Consider the following 17,491-nt stretch of genomic DNA (forward strand, 5'->3'; position numbering starts at 1 on the left):
CGGCCCAACGGGGGCAAGCCCCCTCGCCACAATCGGATCAGCGCTGTACGACGCGCAGTTGATTCGGTTCTTTCGGCAGAACCCGCTTGGCAACCACATAGTGGTTATCCCAATACGGCTTCTTCAGGGTGTCGATGCTTACCGACTTGCCACGGCGTGGTGCGTGGATGAAGCGGTCGTTGCCCAGGTAGATGGCCACATGGTTGACCCGGCGGCTCTTGATGTTGAAGAAAATCAGGTCGCCTGGCTTCAGTTCGTTGCGATCGACTTTCTCACCGTGGCCGCTGGCCATGGCATTGGAGGTGCGTGGCAGGTCGAAGGTGGCGTCGTTGAACGCGTATTTCACCAGGCCGCTGCAATCGAACCCTTTACTTGGGCTGCTGCCACCCCAACGATAAGGTGTGCCGAGCACGTTTACCGCGCGGCTCAACACGTTGCTGCTTTCCTTGGTCGCCATCGGCTGAACCAGCTTGCCGTTGGCGCGGCTCAGTTGGGTAGAGCGTTTTACCGTCTGTTGGTTTTTGCTCGAAGGAGCAGAAACATGGGATTTTGGGGTGTAACCATTAACGTTCGGAAGACGTTGCTCACGATTGGTGGCGTGGGCGGCCAGGGGCAATAATAGGCAAATGGTTAGCCATGTCTTGAAAAATGGACGCATTAGGCAAGGCTCGTATGGGTTAGCGCGCAACTTTATAACAGCTTTTTTGTCCCTTCCGAGGCCGTTGGTCGATTCAACCTTGGGGTCAACGGAACCAAATAAGCGGAAAAAGGACGCAATTGTCTGACACAAGTCAGGCGGTACAGGGCTTTGATGGAAGTGAAGGTAGCATTTGCCGTATGTCGGCTGCCTGTAAAAAAGTCACAAAGAATTCAAGAATATTTCTCTATCGCGTGAATCGAGGTCATCCATGAACACCTATCGACAACCCGTTTCACAACAAGACACGCACAGCAAAGTGATCGGTTACCTGCTGTGGATTTTCGGTTTTACCGGGGCTCACCGCTTCTATTACGGCAGACCAGTGACCGGGACGATCTGGTTTTTGACCTTGGGCTTGCTGGGTATTGGCTGGTTGATCGACGTGTTCCTGATTCCGGCCATGGATCGTGAAGCAGACCTGCGCTTTACCGCCGGCCCCATCGAATACAACGTCGCGTGGATTCTGCTGACGTTCCTTGGGGTATTCGGCGTACACCGGATGTATCAGGGGAAGTGGATCAGCGGGTTGCTGTACCTTGTCACGGGTGGGTTGTTCTTTCTGGGGGTGTTGTATGACTTCTGGACGCTGAACGATCAGATTTCAATTCGTAACGCGCAGAACAGAGGCGCCTTCCAGTAAGTTGTGGTGAGGGAGCAAGCTCCCTCACCACAGGGTTCTACGCCTGGTGGCTGATCCGCCCATCCACCAGGGTGTAACGCACTACGCCCGGCAGGCTGTGGCCAATGAACGGGCAGTTTTCGCCCTTGGACAGCCAGGTTTCACCGGCCACGGTCGAGGCCGTCGGGTCAAACAGCACGATGTCTGCCGCGCCACCTACTGCCAATTTCCCTGCCGGCAGGCGCAACGCCTCGGCAGGGCCGGCACTCAGGCGTGCCAACAGCGTCGGCAGGTCGAGCAAACCGTCTTCCACCAAGGTCATCGCCAGCGGCAGCAGCAGTTCAACGCTGCTGATGCCCGGTTCGGTCGCACCGAATGGGGCCAGCTTGGCGTCGCGCTCATGGGGCTGGTGATGGCTGGAGATGGCGGATACCACACCGGACTTCACCGCTGCCCGCAGGCCGTCGCGGTCGGCGCGGGTGCGCAGCGGCGGCTGGACGTGATAGAGGCTGCTGAAGTCGATCAGCGCTTCGTCGGTGAGGATCAGTTGATACAACGCCACATCCGCCGTGACCTTCAGCCCGCGAGCCTGGGCCTGAGCGATCAGCGCTACGCCGCGCGCGCTGGTGAGCTGGCTGAAGTGCGCACGTACGCCGCTTTGCTCGACCAGCAGCAGATCCCGGGCCAGGGCCACGGTTTCGGCGGTTTCCGGAATGCCCGGCAGACCGAGGAAGCTTGCGGTCGGGCCTTCATGGGCCAGGCCACCTTCGGCCAAGTCGTGATCCTGCGAGTTGAAAATCACCGTCAGGTCGAACGTCGCCGCGTACTCCAGCGCCCGGCACAGGGTGCGGGTGTTGCGGAAGCTCTCCAGGCCATTGCCGAAAGCCACGCAGCCGGCATCGCGCAAGGCGACCAGTTCGGCCAGCTGCTCGCCGTCCAGGCCTTTGCTCAGGGCGCCGATCGGGAAGACTTTGGTGTTGCCGGCCTCACGAGCACGGTCGAGGATCAATTCGGCCACGGCCGAGGTGTCCAGCACCGGTTTGGTTTTCGGCGGGCAGCACAGGCTGGTCACGCCGCCGGCGGCAGCTGCGCGGGTTTCGCTGGCGATCGAGCCTTTGCGGCTGTAGCCCGGCTCGCGCAGGGCAACGTTCAGGTCAACCAGGCCCGGGGCGGCCACCAGGCCCTTGGCGTCGATGGTGTCGACGGCAACAAAACCGGCCGGAGCGGCGCCAAGGGCGACGATCTTGCAGGCTTCAACATGGATGTCAGTCACTTGATCCAGGCCGCTGGCCGGATCGATAACGCGTGCGCCGAGAATGCTGAGCTTCACTGGGCGTTCTCCTGCTCGAATTGGCGCTGGGCTGTTTGCCCGCTCATGGCCATGGACAGCACGGCCATACGAATCGCGATGCCGTAGGTCACCTGGTTGAGGATCACCGAGTGCGGACCGTCGGCCACCGCCGACTCAATTTCCACCCCACGGTTGATCGGCCCAGGGTGCATCACGATGGCATCGGGTTTGGCACCGGCCAGGCGCGCGGTGGTCAGGCCGAACAGGCGGTAGAACTCGCCTTCGCTCGGCAGCAGGCCGCCGGTCATGCGCTCACGCTGCAAGCGCAGCATGATCACCACGTCGACGTCTTTCAGGCCTTCGGTCATGTCTGTGTAGACCTTCACACCGTATTGCTCGATGCCGATCGGCAGCAGGGTTTTCGGCGCGATCACGCGGATGTCCGGGCAGCCGAGGGTTTTCAGGGCCAGCATGTTCGAGCGCGCCACCCGCGAGTGCAGGATGTCGCCGACGATGGCCACTGAGAGGTTTTCGAAGCCACCCTTGTGCCGACGAATGGTGAGCATGTCGAGCATGCCCTGGGTCGGGTGCGCGTGACGGCCGTCGCCACCGTTGATGATCGCCACTTGCGGGCAGACATGTTCGGCAATGAAGTGCGCCGCGCCAGAATCACCGTGACGCACGACGAACATGTCGGCGGCCATGGCTTCGAGGTTGCGCAGGGTGTCGAGCAGGGTTTCGCCCTTGCTCGCCGATGACGTGGACACGTTCAGGGTGATCACGTCGGCCGACAGCCGCTGGGCCGCCAGTTCGAAGGTGGTGCGGGTGCGGGTGGAGTTCTCGAAGAACACATTGCACACGGTCTTGCCGCGCAACAACGGGACTTTCTTCACCGCCCGGGCGCCGACTTCGAGGAACGAGTCGGCGGTGTCGAGGATTTCCGTCAGCAGCTCGCGGCGCAAACCGTCGAGCGAGAGGAAGTGGCGTAGCTGGCCCTGATCATTGAGCTGCAGCGGGCGCTTGGTTTCTAGAGGCGTCATCGCGAGGGGGACTCTCAATAGGGCGAATTAAAGGGCGAGGTCTTGCAGTTCGAGCTTGAGTTCCGGACCGGACAACTTCACCCGTTCGTGGGCCGCCAGTGACAGGGTCGCTCCGACTATATTCGGGCGGATCGGCAGCTCAGCGGCGTCCAGGTCCAGCAGGCACACCAGCGTCACGCTGGCCGGGCGGCCGTAGTCGAACAGTTCGTTCATCGCGGCGCGGATGGTCCGACCACTCATCAGTACGTCGTCGATCAGCACCAGATGCTGGCCTTCGATCTCGAAGGGCAGCGCCGAAGGGCGTACTTGCGGGTGCAGGCCGCTCTGGCTGAAGTCGTCGCGGTAGAAGGACACATCAAGGGTGCCCAGCGGCGCGTCGCTGCCCAACTCCTTGAGCAACGCCTGAGCGACCCAGATGCCACCGGTCCGAATACCGATATAACGCGGTTCGCTGATGCCACGGTTTTCCAGGTAAGCCTTGAGACGGATCGCCATCTGGCTGATCAGTTCGGCGGGATTAGGCAGGCTCATGGTTTGCTCCTTCTTGGTCCCGAGCCCTGCTTTTGGGGTAGAGCGCCTGGGTGGGGGCTCGGGTTGTAGCTAAAAGAGACGCGCAGCGACTCGTCAGGATCAGGTGCTTGAGGATTCGAACAGTGCGGTGTTTTCGTCGAGCCAGCCTTGCAGTAGCAGGGCGGCGGCGATGGCATCGACCGGGTTGTCGCGGTAACTGCCCTTCTGGCCGCCACGGACCAGGCGTTCGCCTTTGGCCTCGAAGGTGGTCAGGCGTTCGTCGTGAGTATAGAAGGGCAGGTTGTAGCGGCCGTTCAGGCGCCGGGCGAATTTTTCGGCCCGCAGGCACATGTCGCTGGGCGTGCCGTCCATGTTCAACGGCAGGCCGACCACCACGGCGTCGGGTTTCCACTCTTTGATCAGGGCTTCGACCTGATTCCAGTCGGGAATGCCATTTTGTGCCTTCAAGGTGCACAGCTCGCGGGCCTGGCCGGTAATCACCTGGCCGACCGCAACGCCGATCTGCTTGGTGCCGTAGTCGAAACCCAGAATCAGCCGCAGGGCCATCAGGCGTGCCCCGCCTGGCTGGTGAGCAGGCTGAGGTTGATACCCAGGTGCTTGGCCGCCGCTTCGAGACGTAACTCGCTGCTGGTGTTGAACAGGATGTCGGCATGGAACGGGCAAGTCAGCCAGGCGTTGTCGGCCAGTTCGGCTTCCAGTTGCCCGGCTTCCCAACCGGCATAGCCGAGGGTGATCACACTTTTCGCGGGGCCGACGCCATCGGCGATGGCGAACAGCACGTCCTGGGAGGTCGACAGCGACAACTCGCCATCCAGATCAACGGTAGCCTGATAGGTTTTTCCCGACGGGTGCAGGACAAAGCCGCGATCGGTTTGCACCGGGCCGCCGATAAAAATCGGCACGTGCTGGCAGAGCACTGGCGGTTCGATATCGGGGCGCAATTGCTCGAGGATATCGGCCAGGTTCAGGTCCTGCGGACGGTTGACCACCAGCCCCATGGCACCATTGGCCGTGTGCTCGACGATGTAGGTCAAGGTGTGCGCAAAGTTCGGGTCGGCCATGTGGGGCATGGCGATCAGGAAGTGATGCTTGAGGTAGCTGGGGCTGACGTTCTTCATGAGCGCTAGTGTGGCGTTGGAGGGGCGAACTGACAAGCTGAGGATGCACAGGAAATGCCTGTGCAGGTGTCTTTTTGATCCGGGCTTGCCCGCGAAGGCATTGGCTCGATCACTGCAAATCTTCCGGCTAATTACTGGACAACCGGTCCCCGCGCGCAAACCTCCAGGTGCGGATGATTTCCAGGCGGTCGATGTCCGACAGATCCCCGGTAAACGGTGCGAACGGCGCGGCCAGCCGCACGATGCGCTGCGCCGCCTGATCCAGCAGCGGTTGGCCGGACGATTCCAGCACCAACACTTCATACAGCGAGCCGTCGCGGTTGATCGAGACCATCAGGCGCAAATTGCCATAAATCTGTTTGCGTCGGGCCTCGTCGGGGTAGTTGAGGTTGCCGATGCGCTCGACCTTCTTGCGCCATTCATCCTTGTACCAGGCACCCTTGTCGCGCATGGTCGACGCGGCGCTCAAGCGGTGGATGCGCGGGCGCTTGGCGTACAGCTGTTGCTCGTTGGCCAGTTCCGCTTCCAGGCTGGCGATGTCGCTGGACAACTGTGAGCTGTCGAAGGTCGGTGCTTCGACCTTGGGCTTGGTCTCGGTCTTGACGTCTTCCTGCTTGGTCGCGGCTTTTTTCGGCTTCGGCGCGACCGTCGTCACGGCGGCCTTGGGCGCGGCTTCCTGCACTTGGGGTTTGGCGGTTGGCGGCGGAGTGACCGTCTGCACCTTGTTGTCCTGGAAGGGCGCGACCTCGGTGGTCTTTGGAATGGCCTTTTTATCCAGGGTGCCGCTGCCTTGCTGACTCTCTTGAGCGAGGAAATCGGCTTTTTTCGGCTTGGTTTCGCTTTTGAAGGTGGCGAGGGTGATTTCCAGGGTTTTGCTGATTTGCTTGGGTTCGACCATGGTGAACCCGACGCCCAACAGCAAGGCCAGGTGAATCAGCGCCGCGAGAAACAGGGTAAAACCGAGGCGATCGGCCGGGCGCACGCCACGATGGGCGAGTTCAGGGGGCAGATCGGACGGGAGTGTCATGACAAGAAAACCAACATCGCGTTTTTTACAGGCCGGCGATGATAACGCAATGTTGGTTGTCTCTTGGCTGTTCTCGATCAACGAGCCTTGAGCTTCTGATCGATGGCATCCATCAACTGGCCGCCGATGTCGGTGCCGAACGCGTTATCGATCTCGCGAATGCAGGTCGGGCTGGTGACGTTGATTTCGGTCAGGTGCTCACCGATCACGTCGAGACCGACGAACAGCAAGCCCTTCTCGCGCAGGGTCGGGCCGACTTGCGCGGCGATCCAGCGATCTTTCTCGGTCAGCGGTCGGGCTTCGCCACGGCCACCGGCGGCGAGGTTGCCACGGGTTTCGCCTGCTGCCGGAATCCGCGCCAGGCAATAATCCACAGGCTCGCCGTCGATCATCAGGATGCGCTTGTCGCCATCAACGATCGCCGGCAGGTAGCCCTGGATCATGATCTGCTGCTTGCCATGCAGGGTCAGGGTTTCGAGGATCACCGACAGGTTCGGGTGGCCCGCGGTGTGACGGAAGATCGACGAACCGCCCATGCCGTCCAGCGGCTTGAGGATCACGTCACCGTGATGGTCGGCGAATTCACGCAACACGTCCGGGCGACGGCTGACGATGGTCGGCGGCGTGCACTGCGGGAACAGCGTGGCGAACAGTTTCTCGTTGCAGTCACGCAGGCTTTGCGGCTTGTTGACCACCAGCACGCCGGCGTTCTCGGCTTGCTCCAGCAGGTAAGTGGAGTAGACGAACTCCATGTCGAACGGCGGATCTTTGCGCATCAGGATCACGTCCAGGTCACTCAGCAGTGCGTCGGATTCGGCGCCCAGCTCGAACCACTTGTGCGGGTCGGCGAAGACTTTCAGCGGACGCATCCGCGCGCGCGCCTGGCCCTCGGCCTGATACAAATCGCGCTGTTCCATATAGAACAGTTCCCAGCCACGCTTTTGCGCGGCCAACAGCATGGCCAGCGAGCTATCCTTTTTATAGGAGATGCTGGCGATAGGATCCATGACAATCCCGACGCGAACGCTCATGGGGTTTTCCTCGAAATTGGGGTGGAAAGTGCGATGAAAAAGTGGCGTCAGAGTGGCGCTGAGTGGGTTCCCGGTCAAGGAAAAACCACCGCACAGGTCACCCGATAGATTGGACGGGGAGACTGTGCTAAAAAGGCTGCCATGCCGTCTTGGCCCTTGAGTATCAAGGGTTTCGGGCCGCAAACGGACAAATTGATTCACAAAGGCGACGGTAGAGCCCCTATGGAACAGCATTCCAGCGCCTTGAAGGTCATGGTGATCGATGATTCGAAAACGATTCGTCGCACCGCCGAAACGCTGTTGAAAAACGTGGGCTGTGAAGTCATCACCGCAATCGATGGTTTCGATGCCCTGGCCAAGATTGCCGACAATCACCCAGGCATCATCTTTGTCGACATCATGATGCCGCGTCTGGATGGCTATCAGACCTGCGCGTTGATCAAGAACAACAGTGCGTTCAAGTCCACGCCAGTGATTATGCTGTCGTCCAGGGACGGGTTGTTCGACAAGGCCAAGGGGCGGATCGTCGGCTCCGACCAGTTTTTGACCAAGCCTTTCAGCAAGGAAGAACTGCTGAACGCGATTCAGGCCCACGTACCGGGCTTTGCTGTCGTTTCGCCGCAGTAGGACACGCACAGTGACGCTCGGCCATGGGGCCTGGTGTCGACAAGAATGGGGAAGACCATGGCACGTATTCTGATCGTCGATGATTCGCCGACCGAAATGTACAAACTGACCGGCATGCTCGAAAAGCACGGTCATGAAGTGTTGAAAGCCGAAAACGGCGCCGACGGCGTGGCCCTGGCCCGTCAGGAAAAACCCGACGCGGTACTGATGGACATCGTCATGCCCGGCCTCAATGGTTTCCAGGCGACCCGTCAGCTGACCAAAGACCCGGAAACCGGGCACATCCCGGTGATCATCATCACCACCAAGGATCAGGAAACCGACAAAGTCTGGGGCACGCGCCAGGGCGCCAAGGACTACCTGACCAAACCGGTCGATGAAGACACCCTGATCAAGACGCTGAACAACGTGCTGGCCGGTTGATCGTCCGGCCATGACCGAGTCGCTGACGGCCTTCGAACTGCTGCTGCAGATTGATCAGCGTTGTCGTCTGCTGGCGGCGGACCTGCCGTCCCAGCCGACTCGACAGGACAGCTGGAGCGGCATCGGTTTTCGCTTGGGCGAGCACGGGTACGTCGCGCCCATGGGCGAAGTCAGCGAAGTTCTGCACGAACCGCGCGTTACCCAAATGCCGGGGGTCAAGCCCTGGGTCAAGGGCGTAGCGAACCTGCGTGGGCGGCTGCTGCCGATCATGGATGTGTACGGCTTCTTTTACGGTTATGAGGCCGGCCATGAACTGTCGGCCCTGCGCAAGCAGCGGCGGATACTGGTGGTGGAGCACAACGACGTGTTCGCCGGGTTGCTGGTCGATGAGGTCTTCGGTTTGCAGCACTTTGCCCAGGACAGCCTGGAGCCGGTGCCCATGGACGAGCTGCAGGGGCCGATCGCGCCGTTCGTCAAAGGCCGCTTTCAGCGTGAGCAGAATTGGCAGGTGTTCAGCCCGTTTGCGTTGGCGCAGTCGCAAGGTTTCATGAATGTAGCGCTGTAGCCGGGGAGTAGGTTGAATTGGGCAGGACAGGCGAGGACCGATGATTAAAGCAAACGCAGGTACGCCGGAAGGGTCGCGCAGCCGGTCGCAGATCATCGTGCTGTTCATCGCGCTGATCATCTTCATCATGCTGCTGTTCGCCAACTTCGCGTACCTCAACACCCAGGCGAATTACGACAAGCAGTACATCGGCCACGCCGGTGAGCTGCGGGTGCTGTCGCAACGCATCGCCAAGAACGCCACCGAAGCCGCCGCTGGCAAGGCCGCGGCGTTCAAGTTGCTCAGCGATGCGCGCAACGACTTCGCCCTGCGTTGGGGCTATCTGAAGAAAGGCGATCCCTCCACCGGCCTGCCGCCGGCACCGTCCACCGTGCGCCCGGAAATGCGCGCGGTACAGCTGGATTGGGAGCGGCTGCTGAAAAACACCGACGCCATTCTCTCCAGCGAACAGACCGTGTTGTCATTGCATCAAGTCGCCGCGACGCTGGCCGAAACCGTGCCGCAATTGCAGGTCGAGTACGAAAAGGTCGTCGAAACCCTCCTGCAACGTGGCGCCCCGGCCGCTCAGGTGGCGATGGCCCAGCGTCAGTCGCTGCTGGCCGAGCGGATTCTCGGTGCAGTGAACACCGTGCTGTCCGGCGACGAAAACTCGCAGCAGGCCGCCGACGCCTTCGGTCGCGATGCGGCGCGTTTTGGCCAGGTGCTCAACGGCATGCTTCAGGGCAATGCGGCGCTGAAAATCAGCCAGGTCGAAGACCGCGATGCCCGTGCCCGGTTGACCGAGATTTCCGAACTGTTCGAATTCGTCTCGGGTTCGGTGGACGAAATCCTCGAAACCTCGCCGGAGCTGTTCAAGGTCCGCGAATCGGCCAGCAACATTTTTACCCTGTCGCAAACCCTGCTCGATGAAGCTTCGCACTTGGCCAGCCGTTTCGAAAACCTCGCCGGCGGGCGCAACACCGATACCATCGGCGGCTACGTGCTGGGTTTGCTCGCGTTGATGTCGATCATTCTCATTGGCCTGGTGATGGTGCGCGAAACCAACCGTCAGTTGCGTGAAACCGCTGAGAAGAACGAGCGCAATCAGAGCGCGATCATGCGCCTGCTGGACGAAATTGAAGACCTGGCCGACGGTGACCTGACCGTGACCGCCTCGGTGACCGAAGACTTCACCGGGACCATCGCCGACTCGATCAACTATTCCGTCGACCAGTTGCGCGATCTGGTGGCGACCATCAACCTCACCGCCGGCCAGGTCGCCGCCGCCGTGCAGGAAACCCAGGCCACCGCGATGCACCTGGCCCAGGCCTCGGAGCATCAGGCGCAGCAGATTTCCGAAGCCTCCATGGCGATCAACGACATGGCCGAGTCCATCGATCAGGTCTCGGCCAATGCCGCCGAATCCTCAGCGGTGGCCGAGCGCTCGGTGGAAATTGCCAACAAGGGCAACGAAGTGGTGCACAACACCATCCACGGCATGGACAATATTCGCGAGCAGATCCAGGACACCGCCAAGCGCATCAAGCGCCTCGGTGAGTCTTCTCAGGAAATCGGCGACATTGTCAGCCTGATCGATGACATTGCCGATCAGACCAACATCCTCGCCCTCAACGCGGCCATTCAGGCGTCCATGGCCGGTGACGCCGGGCGCGGTTTTGCGGTGGTGGCCGACGAAGTACAGCGGCTGGCCGAGCGCTCGTCCGCGGCGACCCGGCAGATCGAAACGCTGGTGCGGGCAATTCAGACCGACACCAACGAAGCGGTGATTTCCATGGAGCAGACCACCACCGAAGTGGTGCGCGGCGCGCGTCTGGCGCAGGATGCCGGAGTGGCCCTGGAAGAAATCGAAGGCGTATCGAAGACCCTCGCGGCATTGATCCAGAGTATTTCCAACGCCGCGCAGCAACAGACGTCTTCGGCCGGCCAGATTTCCCTGACGATGAACGTGATCCAGCAGATCACCACGCAGACCTCGTCCGGCTCCACCGCCACTGCCGAGAGCATTGGCAACCTGGCGAAAATGGCCAGCCAGCTGCGGCGTTCGGTGTCCGGTTTCACCTTGCCGGCCAAGCCTGCACAAGCTGCGGACAACGCTTGAACCGCCTCAGGGCGTATGCATTTGATTGGAGTAGTTATGGGTGATCGGCACGACTATGTGGCCCTCGAATGGGTCAAGGGCGAGATTGCCGAAACGCTGAAGCAGGCTCATCGGGCGATCGAAACCCTGATCGACGACCCGCAGGCGACGCACGCGCTGAGTGAGTGCCTGGCCTGTGTCCATCAGGTGCACGGCAGTTTGCAGATGGTCGAGTTCTACGGCGCGGCGCTGCTCGCCGAAGAGATCGAGCAACTGACCAGCGCCTTGCAGCAGAACCGCATCAGCCATCGCGACGAGGCCATTCGTTTGCTGCTGCATGCCCTGGGACAATTGCCGACTTACCTCGACCGGGTGCAGGGCGCCCGGCGTGACTTGCCGCTGGTGGTGTTGCCGCTGATCAACGATCTGCGCAGTGCCCGTGGCGAAAGCCTGTTGTCGGAAACCAGCCTGTTCAGCCCGCAACTCCCGGAACTGCCGCCCCTGAGCGAAGAGGCCCTGGCGCTGCTGGAGCCGTCCGACTTGCCGAATGTGCTGCGCAAGTTGCGGCAAATGTTGCAGATGGCGCTGGTCGGCTTGCTGCGCGAGCAGGATGACGAAACCCACTTGGCTTACCTGGCCAGGGTTTTTGCACGCCTTGAAGGGCTGTGCGGCAATGCGCCGCTGAGCCCGTTATGGCACGTCGCTTCGGCGCTGGTCGAAGGCATGCGCAATGGCTCGATCGCCAACAGCCCCGCGTTGCGCAGCCTGTTCAAGGAGGCCGACAAAGAGCTCAAGCGTCTGCTCGAGCAAGGCATGCCCGCGATCAATCAACCGGCACCGCCAGAGCTGCTCAAGAGTTTGTTGTTCTATATTGCCAAGGCCGAACACCCCACCGGGCAGATGCTGACCATGAAAGATCGCTACTCACTGGACGACGCGCTACCCGACAGTGCGATGGTCGATGAAGAACGGGCGAGGCTGGCCGGCCCTGATCGCGATGCCATGCGTTCGGTATTGGCGGCGTTGTGCGAAGAGCTGGTGCGGGTCAAGGAGCGCCTGGACCTGTTCGTGCGCAGCGACCGCCAGCGCACCTCGGACCTCGAAAGCCTGCTGGCGCCGCTGCGGCAAATCGCCGACACCCTGGCGGTGCTCGGTTTCGGCCAGCCGCGCAAGGTCATCATCGATCAACTGGCGGTGGTGCTGAGCCTCGCCCAGGGCCAGCGCGAACCTAACGACGCGACCCTCATGGACGTCGCCGGGGCCTTGCTCTACGTCGAAGCGACCCTGGCCGGAATGGTCGGCACCGTGGAGCCGGAAAGCCAGGAAGACAGCCGTCTGCCGACCACCGACCTGACGCAGATCCACCAGATCGTGATCAAGGAAGCGCGCATCTGCCTGCAGCAGGCCAAGGACATGATCGTCGACTACATCGATGCCGACTGGGACCGTCAGCATTTGCAGCCGTTGCCGGCATTGCTGACCCAAGTGCGCGGTGCGCTGGCGATGATTCCGTTGGCCCGCGCGGCGAGCCTGGTCGAGGCCTGTAACGGTTTCATCCGCGAGCATCTATTGGTGGATCCGGGGCAGCCCGGCTGGCAGCAACTGGACAGCCTGGCTGACGTCATCACCAGCATCGAGTATTACCTGGAGCGCCTCAGCGACGACCCCGAAGCGCCCGGTGAACAACTGCTCGACGTTGCGGAAAAAGGCCTGGCCGCACTCGGCTGTTTCCCCAGCGAACAGCACGTGCCGAAGCTTGAGGATGTGCTCAGCCCCAGTGAAGCCCTGGTTATGCAGGACATGCAGGAGCTGGACGACCCCGAAACCGTCCAGTCGTTGGCCGATGTACTGGCCAGCCCGGTGTCGTCCGTCAACCCGCCGGCACTGACGATGCCCGGTAGTCTGTTGCCGCCGCCCGCCGATGAACAACCGGTGGACGATGAACTGCGGGAAGTCTTCCTCGAAGAAACCGACGAGGTTCTGGAAATCCTCCAGGAGTACCTGCCGCGCTGGTCGGCCAATCCCGACAGCACATCGGTTTTGAGTGAATTACGCCGCGCCTTCCACACCCTCAAGGGCAGTGGCCGGATGGTCCGCGCGTTGGTGCTGGGCGAGCTGGCCTGGGCGGTGGAAAACCTGCTCAACCGCGTGCTTGAACACAGCGTTGCACCTTTGCCTGCAGTGCAGCAACTGGTGGGCGACGCGCTGAAGTTGCTGCCGGAACTGGTGGCCGAGTTCGCCGCCAACGCCCAGCGCCAGCGCAACGATGTCGATCAATTGGCCGCCCGCGCCCATGCCCTCGCCAAGGGTTATGAACCGCTGTCCGATGAGGACGCGCAGGATGTCGCGGCGCTCGATCCGCTGTTGCTGGAGATCTTCCGCAACGAAGCCGAAACCCATTTGCACAGCCTCAATCGCTTCCTCGATCAGGCCGCCGAGCACGTACCGCTGCAGGCCAGCGACGAGTTGCAGCGAGCCTTGCACACCCTCAAGGGCAGCGCGTCGATGGCCGGCGTGCTGCCGATTGCCGAGCTGGCGGCGTCGCTGGATCAACTGGCCCGGGAGTACAAGGCGCACCGGATTGCCCTCGACCTGGACGAAGTCGAGTTGCTGCTGGAAGCCGAAGGCTTGTTCCGCCTGGGGCTGCGACAGCTCAAGAGCGACCCGCTGGCCGAAATCCCCGGCGCCCGTTCGTTGATTGAACGCACCCGGACATTGCTGGCCGAACATCTGCACAGTCTGTCGAGCGCGCCCGGCACGGGGCTGCGGATCAAACGCGACCCGCAACTGATCAACAACTTCCTCGCCCAGGGCATGGACATCCTGCTGGACGCCGAAAGCCTGTTGCAGCGCTGGCAGCAGCATCCCGGCGAGCGCCAGGAACTCAGCGCACTGCTGGACGAATTGACGACACTCGGCGAAGGCGCGCACCTGGCCGACCTGCATCCGGTGGATGAACTCTGTGAAGCCTTGCTCGATCTCTATGGCGCTGTGGAAGAAAGCAGCCTGGCGGTCAGCGACAGGTTTTTCCACGAAGCACAAAGTGCCCACGAAGCGCTGATCAACATGCTCGATGAACTGGCTGCCGGCCAGGAAGTCACTGCGCAACCGCAGCGGGTGCGGGCCTTGCGCGACTTGCTGGATGAGAGTCTCGACCCATCCGCCATGGGCCTGATTCGCAGTGATGGCAGCCGCACCCTGAGTATTCGAGAACTGGGCGGCGCCACGGCCGAGCTGGAGCAGGCCGCGACTGAGGTGGATCTGGACGACGAAATCGTTTCGATCTTTCTTGAGGAAGCGGTGGATATCCTTGAAAGCGCCGGCCAGGCCTTGCAACGCTGGTTGAGCGACCCGGAAAACGCCGCGCCGCTACTGTCTTTACAGCGCGATTTGCACACCCTCAAGGGCGGTGCGCGGATGGCCGAGGTCGAGCCGGTCGGCGATCTGGCCCATGAGCTGGAAAGCCTTTATGAAGGCCTGGTGGACCGCCGTTACTGCCACAGCGAAGCGCTGGCGCAGTTGCTGCAACAGAGCCATGACCGACTGGCCGTGTTCCTCGAACAGTTGCAGCACAACCGTCCGTTGGGCGATCCGGGCGAATTAATCGAGGCCATTCGTGAGTTTCGTCTGGGTAATGCCGGCAGTGCCGAGGTGATCGAACCGGCGGCCAGCAACGACTCGCCGGGGCATGATCCCGAACTTCTGGAAATCTTCCTCGAAGAAGGTTTCGACATCATCGAAAACTCCGGCGCGGCGCTGTTGCGCTGGCAGGCCGAGCCTTCGAATCGTCAGGAAGTGGAAACCCTGCTGCGCGACCTGCATACCCTCAAGGGTGGCGCGCGAATGGTGGAAATCGCGCCGATCGGCGACCTGGCCCATGAGCTGGAATTCCTCTACGAAGGCTTGTCCGCTGGCGCGCTGCAACCGACCGCGGCGCTGTTCACGCTGTTGCAAAGCAGCCATGACCGACTGGCGCAGATGCTCGACGCCACCCGCGCCGGTCAGCCACTTCCACCGGCCGATCAGCTGATCGAGGCGATCAAGAATTTCAGCCACCCGGCGGTGCCCGAAACACCGACACCGGTGGCGATGCCCGCAGCGCCCAAAGCCGAGCCAGCCGCGTTGCAACCCGAAGGCGCCGACACGGTCAAAGTCTCGGCGGAGTTGCTCGACGACCTGGTCAACCTGGCCGGGGAGACTTCGATCTTCCGTGGCCGTATCGAACAACAGGTCAACGATGCGCGGGTGGCCCTGAGCGAAATGGAAACCACCATCGAGCGCATGCGCGACCAGTTGCGCCGCCTCGATACCGAAACCCAGGGACGGATTCTCAGCCGTCAGCAAGTCGAGGCCGAGCGCCTGGGTTATGAAGAGTTCGACCCGCTGGAGATGGACCGTCACTCGCAGTTGCAACAGCTGTCGCGGGCATTGTTCGAGTCCGCCTCCGACCTGCTCGACCTCAAGGAAACCCTCGATCGGCGCAATCAGGATGCGGAAAACCTGCTGCAACAGCAGGGCCGCATCAACACCGAATTGCAGGAAGGCCTGATGCGCACGCGCATGGTGCCGTTCGAACGAATGCTGCCGCGTTTGAAACGCATCGTGCGTCAGGTTTCCAGCGAACTGGGCAAGGATGTGGAGTTCATCGTTGGCAACGCCGAAGGCGAGATGGACCGCAACGTCCTCGAGCGCATGGCCGCGCCGCTGGAGCACATGCTGCGCAACGCCGTCGACCATGGGCTGGAATCGGCCGAGGTGCGGATCGCGGCCGGTAAACCGGCCCAGGGCAAGATCACCCTCGACTTGTCGCGAGAGGGTGGCGACATCATTTTCGACATCTGCGACGACGGCGCCGGCGTGCCGCTGGACGCCGTGCGGCGCAAGGCGATCAAGCGCGGGCTGCTCGCCCCGGACAGCGACATCAGCGACCGCGACGTGCTGCAATTCATCCTGCAACCGGGGTTCTCCACCGCCGAGAAAATCACCCAGATCTCCGGGCGTGGCGTCGGCATGGACGTGGTTCACGAAGAAGTCCGGCAGCTCGGCGGGACCATGAGCATCGACTCGACGTCGGGGCAGGGCGTGCATTTCCGGATTCGCCTGCCGTTCACCGTGTCGGTCAACCGCGCGCTGATGGTGCAATGCGGGGAGGATCAATACGCGATCCCTTTGAACACCATCGACGGCATCGTTCGCGTGCTGCCCAACGAACTCGAAGGGCACTACCGGCTCGATCCACCGAGCTACGAATACGCCGGGCAACGCTATGAGCTGTGCTACCTCGGCGATCTGCTGAAAACCAGTACCCGCCCGAAACTGCTGGGCCAGAGCCTGCCGTTGCCGGTGTTGCTGGTGCAGTGCAACGAACGGCACGTTGCGGTGCAGGTGGACGCCATGGCCGGCACCCGGGAAATCGTGGTCAAAAGCCTCGGCCCGCAATTTGCCGCAGTGCAGGGTTTGTCCGGTGCGACGATTCTCGGCGATGGTCGGGTGGTGCTGATTCTCGACTTGCTGGCGCCGATCCGCGCGATGCAAGCGCAGGTGCCGCAACGACCGGTGACACAGGACGTCGAGCCCGAGGCGCAACGGCCGTTGCTGGTGCTGGTGGTCGATGATTCGGTCACTGTGCGCAAGGTCACCAGCCGTCTGCTGGAGCGCCACGGCATGAACGTACTGACCGCCAAGGACGGTGTCGACGCCATGCTACTGCTGGAAGAACACATGCCCGACCTGATGCTGCTGGACATCGAAATGCCACGCATGGACGGCTTCGAAGTGGCGACCCAAGTGCGCGCCGACGAACGCTTGCAGCATCTGCCGATCATCATGATCACCTCCCGCACGGGTCAAAAACACCGCGACCGCGCCATGGCCATCGGCGTCAACGACTACCTCGGCAAGCCGTATCAGGAATCGGTGCTGCTCGATAGCATCGCCCGCTGGAGCAAAACCCATGCATGAGCACCGCTCCAGCAACCTCACCGGTTTGCTGCTGCCCCTGGCCGACCGCAACCTGATCCTGCCCAACGTCGCCATCGCCGAACTCATCGATTACCAACCCGGCGCCTTCGACCTCGACACCCCTGCGTGGTACTTGGGGCGGGTGACGTGGCGGGAACGGCAGATTCCGTTACTCAGTTTTGAGTCGGCATGTGGCAGCAAAGTGGTGATCGGGGAACGGGCGCGGATCGTCATCCTCAACGCCCTCGGCGGGCGGCCTGAGTTGAAGTTCATTGCGCTGCTGGTGCAGGGGATTCCGCGCTCTTACAAACTCGACAGCCAGTTGAGCTATGTGGATGTGCCGTTGTGTTCGCTGGAGAAGGCGGCGGTGCAGGTGGGGGAGCAAGTGGCCAAGGTGCCTGACTTGCTCGCGCTGGAAGACCTGCTTGTGAATGCGGGTCTGGTCTGACCGGATCCCTGTGGCGAGGGGGCTTGCCCCCGT

The 17,491-nt window shown here is 61.8% G+C and carries 15 protein-coding genes; 7 read left to right on the forward strand and 8 right to left on the reverse strand.

Translation table 11 applies throughout. The annotated features are described in order from the left end of the window. Nucleotides 1-37: 37 nt before the first annotated feature. On the reverse strand, nucleotides 38-658 hold the full coding sequence (locus AC1DQM_RS11155; protein ID WP_477746174.1) for a C40 family peptidase: 621 nt from the start codon (nucleotides 656-658) through the stop codon (nucleotides 38-40). A gap of 250 nt (nucleotides 659-908) precedes the next feature. Between AC1DQM_RS11155 and AC1DQM_RS11160 the strand changes: the two genes are divergently transcribed. After that, nucleotides 909-1,340, forward strand: coding sequence for an NINE protein (locus AC1DQM_RS11160; protein WP_019580618.1), 432 nt, complete (start codon nucleotides 909-911; stop codon nucleotides 1,338-1,340). A 37-nt stretch (nucleotides 1,341-1,377) separates the two neighbouring features. Here AC1DQM_RS11160 and AC1DQM_RS11165 read toward each other — a convergent pair whose 3' ends face one another. The 7 genes from AC1DQM_RS11165 to gshB form a co-directional block, all read right to left on the reverse strand. Then, on the reverse strand, nucleotides 1,378-2,649 hold the full coding sequence (locus AC1DQM_RS11165) for a dihydroorotase (RefSeq protein WP_018928710.1): 1,272 nt from the start codon (nucleotides 2,647-2,649) through the stop codon (nucleotides 1,378-1,380). Continuing rightward, nucleotides 2,646-3,650, reverse strand: coding sequence for an aspartate carbamoyltransferase catalytic subunit (locus AC1DQM_RS11170; RefSeq protein WP_007939362.1), 1,005 nt, complete (start codon nucleotides 3,648-3,650; stop codon nucleotides 2,646-2,648). The genes AC1DQM_RS11165 and AC1DQM_RS11170 overlap by 4 nt, the downstream gene beginning before the upstream one ends. A gap of 27 nt (nucleotides 3,651-3,677) precedes the next feature. After that, on the reverse strand, nucleotides 3,678-4,181 hold the full coding sequence (gene pyrR, locus AC1DQM_RS11175; RefSeq protein WP_018928711.1) for a bifunctional pyr operon transcriptional regulator/uracil phosphoribosyltransferase PyrR: 504 nt from the start codon (nucleotides 4,179-4,181) through the stop codon (nucleotides 3,678-3,680). 99 nt (nucleotides 4,182-4,280) lie between these two features. Continuing rightward, nucleotides 4,281-4,727: a Holliday junction resolvase RuvX gene (ruvX, locus tag AC1DQM_RS11180; protein WP_018928712.1), complete on the reverse strand. Its 447-nt coding sequence runs from the start codon at nucleotides 4,725-4,727 to the stop codon at nucleotides 4,281-4,283. Next, the gene (locus tag AC1DQM_RS11185; RefSeq protein WP_019650230.1) at nucleotides 4,727-5,299 is read right to left on the reverse strand and encodes a YqgE/AlgH family protein; all 573 of its coding nucleotides are present in this window, start codon (nucleotides 5,297-5,299) and stop codon (nucleotides 4,727-4,729) included. Before AC1DQM_RS11185 ends, ruvX begins: the two co-directional genes overlap by 1 nt. Before the next feature lie 127 nt (nucleotides 5,300-5,426). Next, a complete protein-coding gene (locus AC1DQM_RS11190) occupies nucleotides 5,427-6,326 on the reverse strand; it encodes an energy transducer TonB (protein ID WP_477746175.1) in 900 nt (299 codons plus the stop codon). Between the two features lie 77 nt (nucleotides 6,327-6,403). Beyond that, nucleotides 6,404-7,357, reverse strand: a complete 954-nt coding sequence (gene gshB / locus AC1DQM_RS11195; protein ID WP_018928715.1) for a glutathione synthase — start codon at nucleotides 7,355-7,357, stop codon at nucleotides 6,404-6,406. 222 nt (nucleotides 7,358-7,579) lie between these two features. Between gshB and pilG the strand changes: the two genes are divergently transcribed. From pilG to AC1DQM_RS11225, 6 genes are read left to right on the forward strand one after another with little or no spacing between them, the layout of a single operon-like run. Further along, nucleotides 7,580-7,984: a twitching motility response regulator PilG gene (gene pilG, locus AC1DQM_RS11200; RefSeq protein WP_007897954.1), complete on the forward strand. Its 405-nt coding sequence runs from the start codon at nucleotides 7,580-7,582 to the stop codon at nucleotides 7,982-7,984. Nucleotides 7,985-8,041: 57 nt separating this feature from the next. After that, entirely contained in the window at nucleotides 8,042-8,407 is a 366-nt protein-coding gene (pilH, locus tag AC1DQM_RS11205) for a twitching motility response regulator PilH (protein ID WP_007897961.1), read from the forward strand. 10 nt (nucleotides 8,408-8,417) lie between these two features. Then, the gene (locus AC1DQM_RS11210) at nucleotides 8,418-8,972 is read left to right on the forward strand and encodes a chemotaxis protein CheW (protein WP_018928716.1); all 555 of its coding nucleotides are present in this window, start codon (nucleotides 8,418-8,420) and stop codon (nucleotides 8,970-8,972) included. 40 nt (nucleotides 8,973-9,012) lie between these two features. Next, nucleotides 9,013-11,070, forward strand: a complete 2,058-nt coding sequence (locus AC1DQM_RS11215) for a methyl-accepting chemotaxis protein (RefSeq protein ID WP_018928717.1) — start codon at nucleotides 9,013-9,015, stop codon at nucleotides 11,068-11,070. A 36-nt stretch (nucleotides 11,071-11,106) separates the two neighbouring features. Beyond that, complete coding sequence (locus tag AC1DQM_RS11220) at nucleotides 11,107-17,010, forward strand: Hpt domain-containing protein (RefSeq protein WP_477746176.1); 5,904 nt, start codon at nucleotides 11,107-11,109, stop codon at nucleotides 17,008-17,010. Continuing rightward, entirely contained in the window at nucleotides 17,003-17,458 is a 456-nt protein-coding gene (locus tag AC1DQM_RS11225; RefSeq protein WP_138866440.1) for a chemotaxis protein CheW, read from the forward strand. Before AC1DQM_RS11220 ends, AC1DQM_RS11225 begins: the two co-directional genes overlap by 8 nt. Nucleotides 17,459-17,491: the final 33 nt, after the last annotated feature.

The organism is Pseudomonas sp. 01L34, from assembly GCF_056400265.1.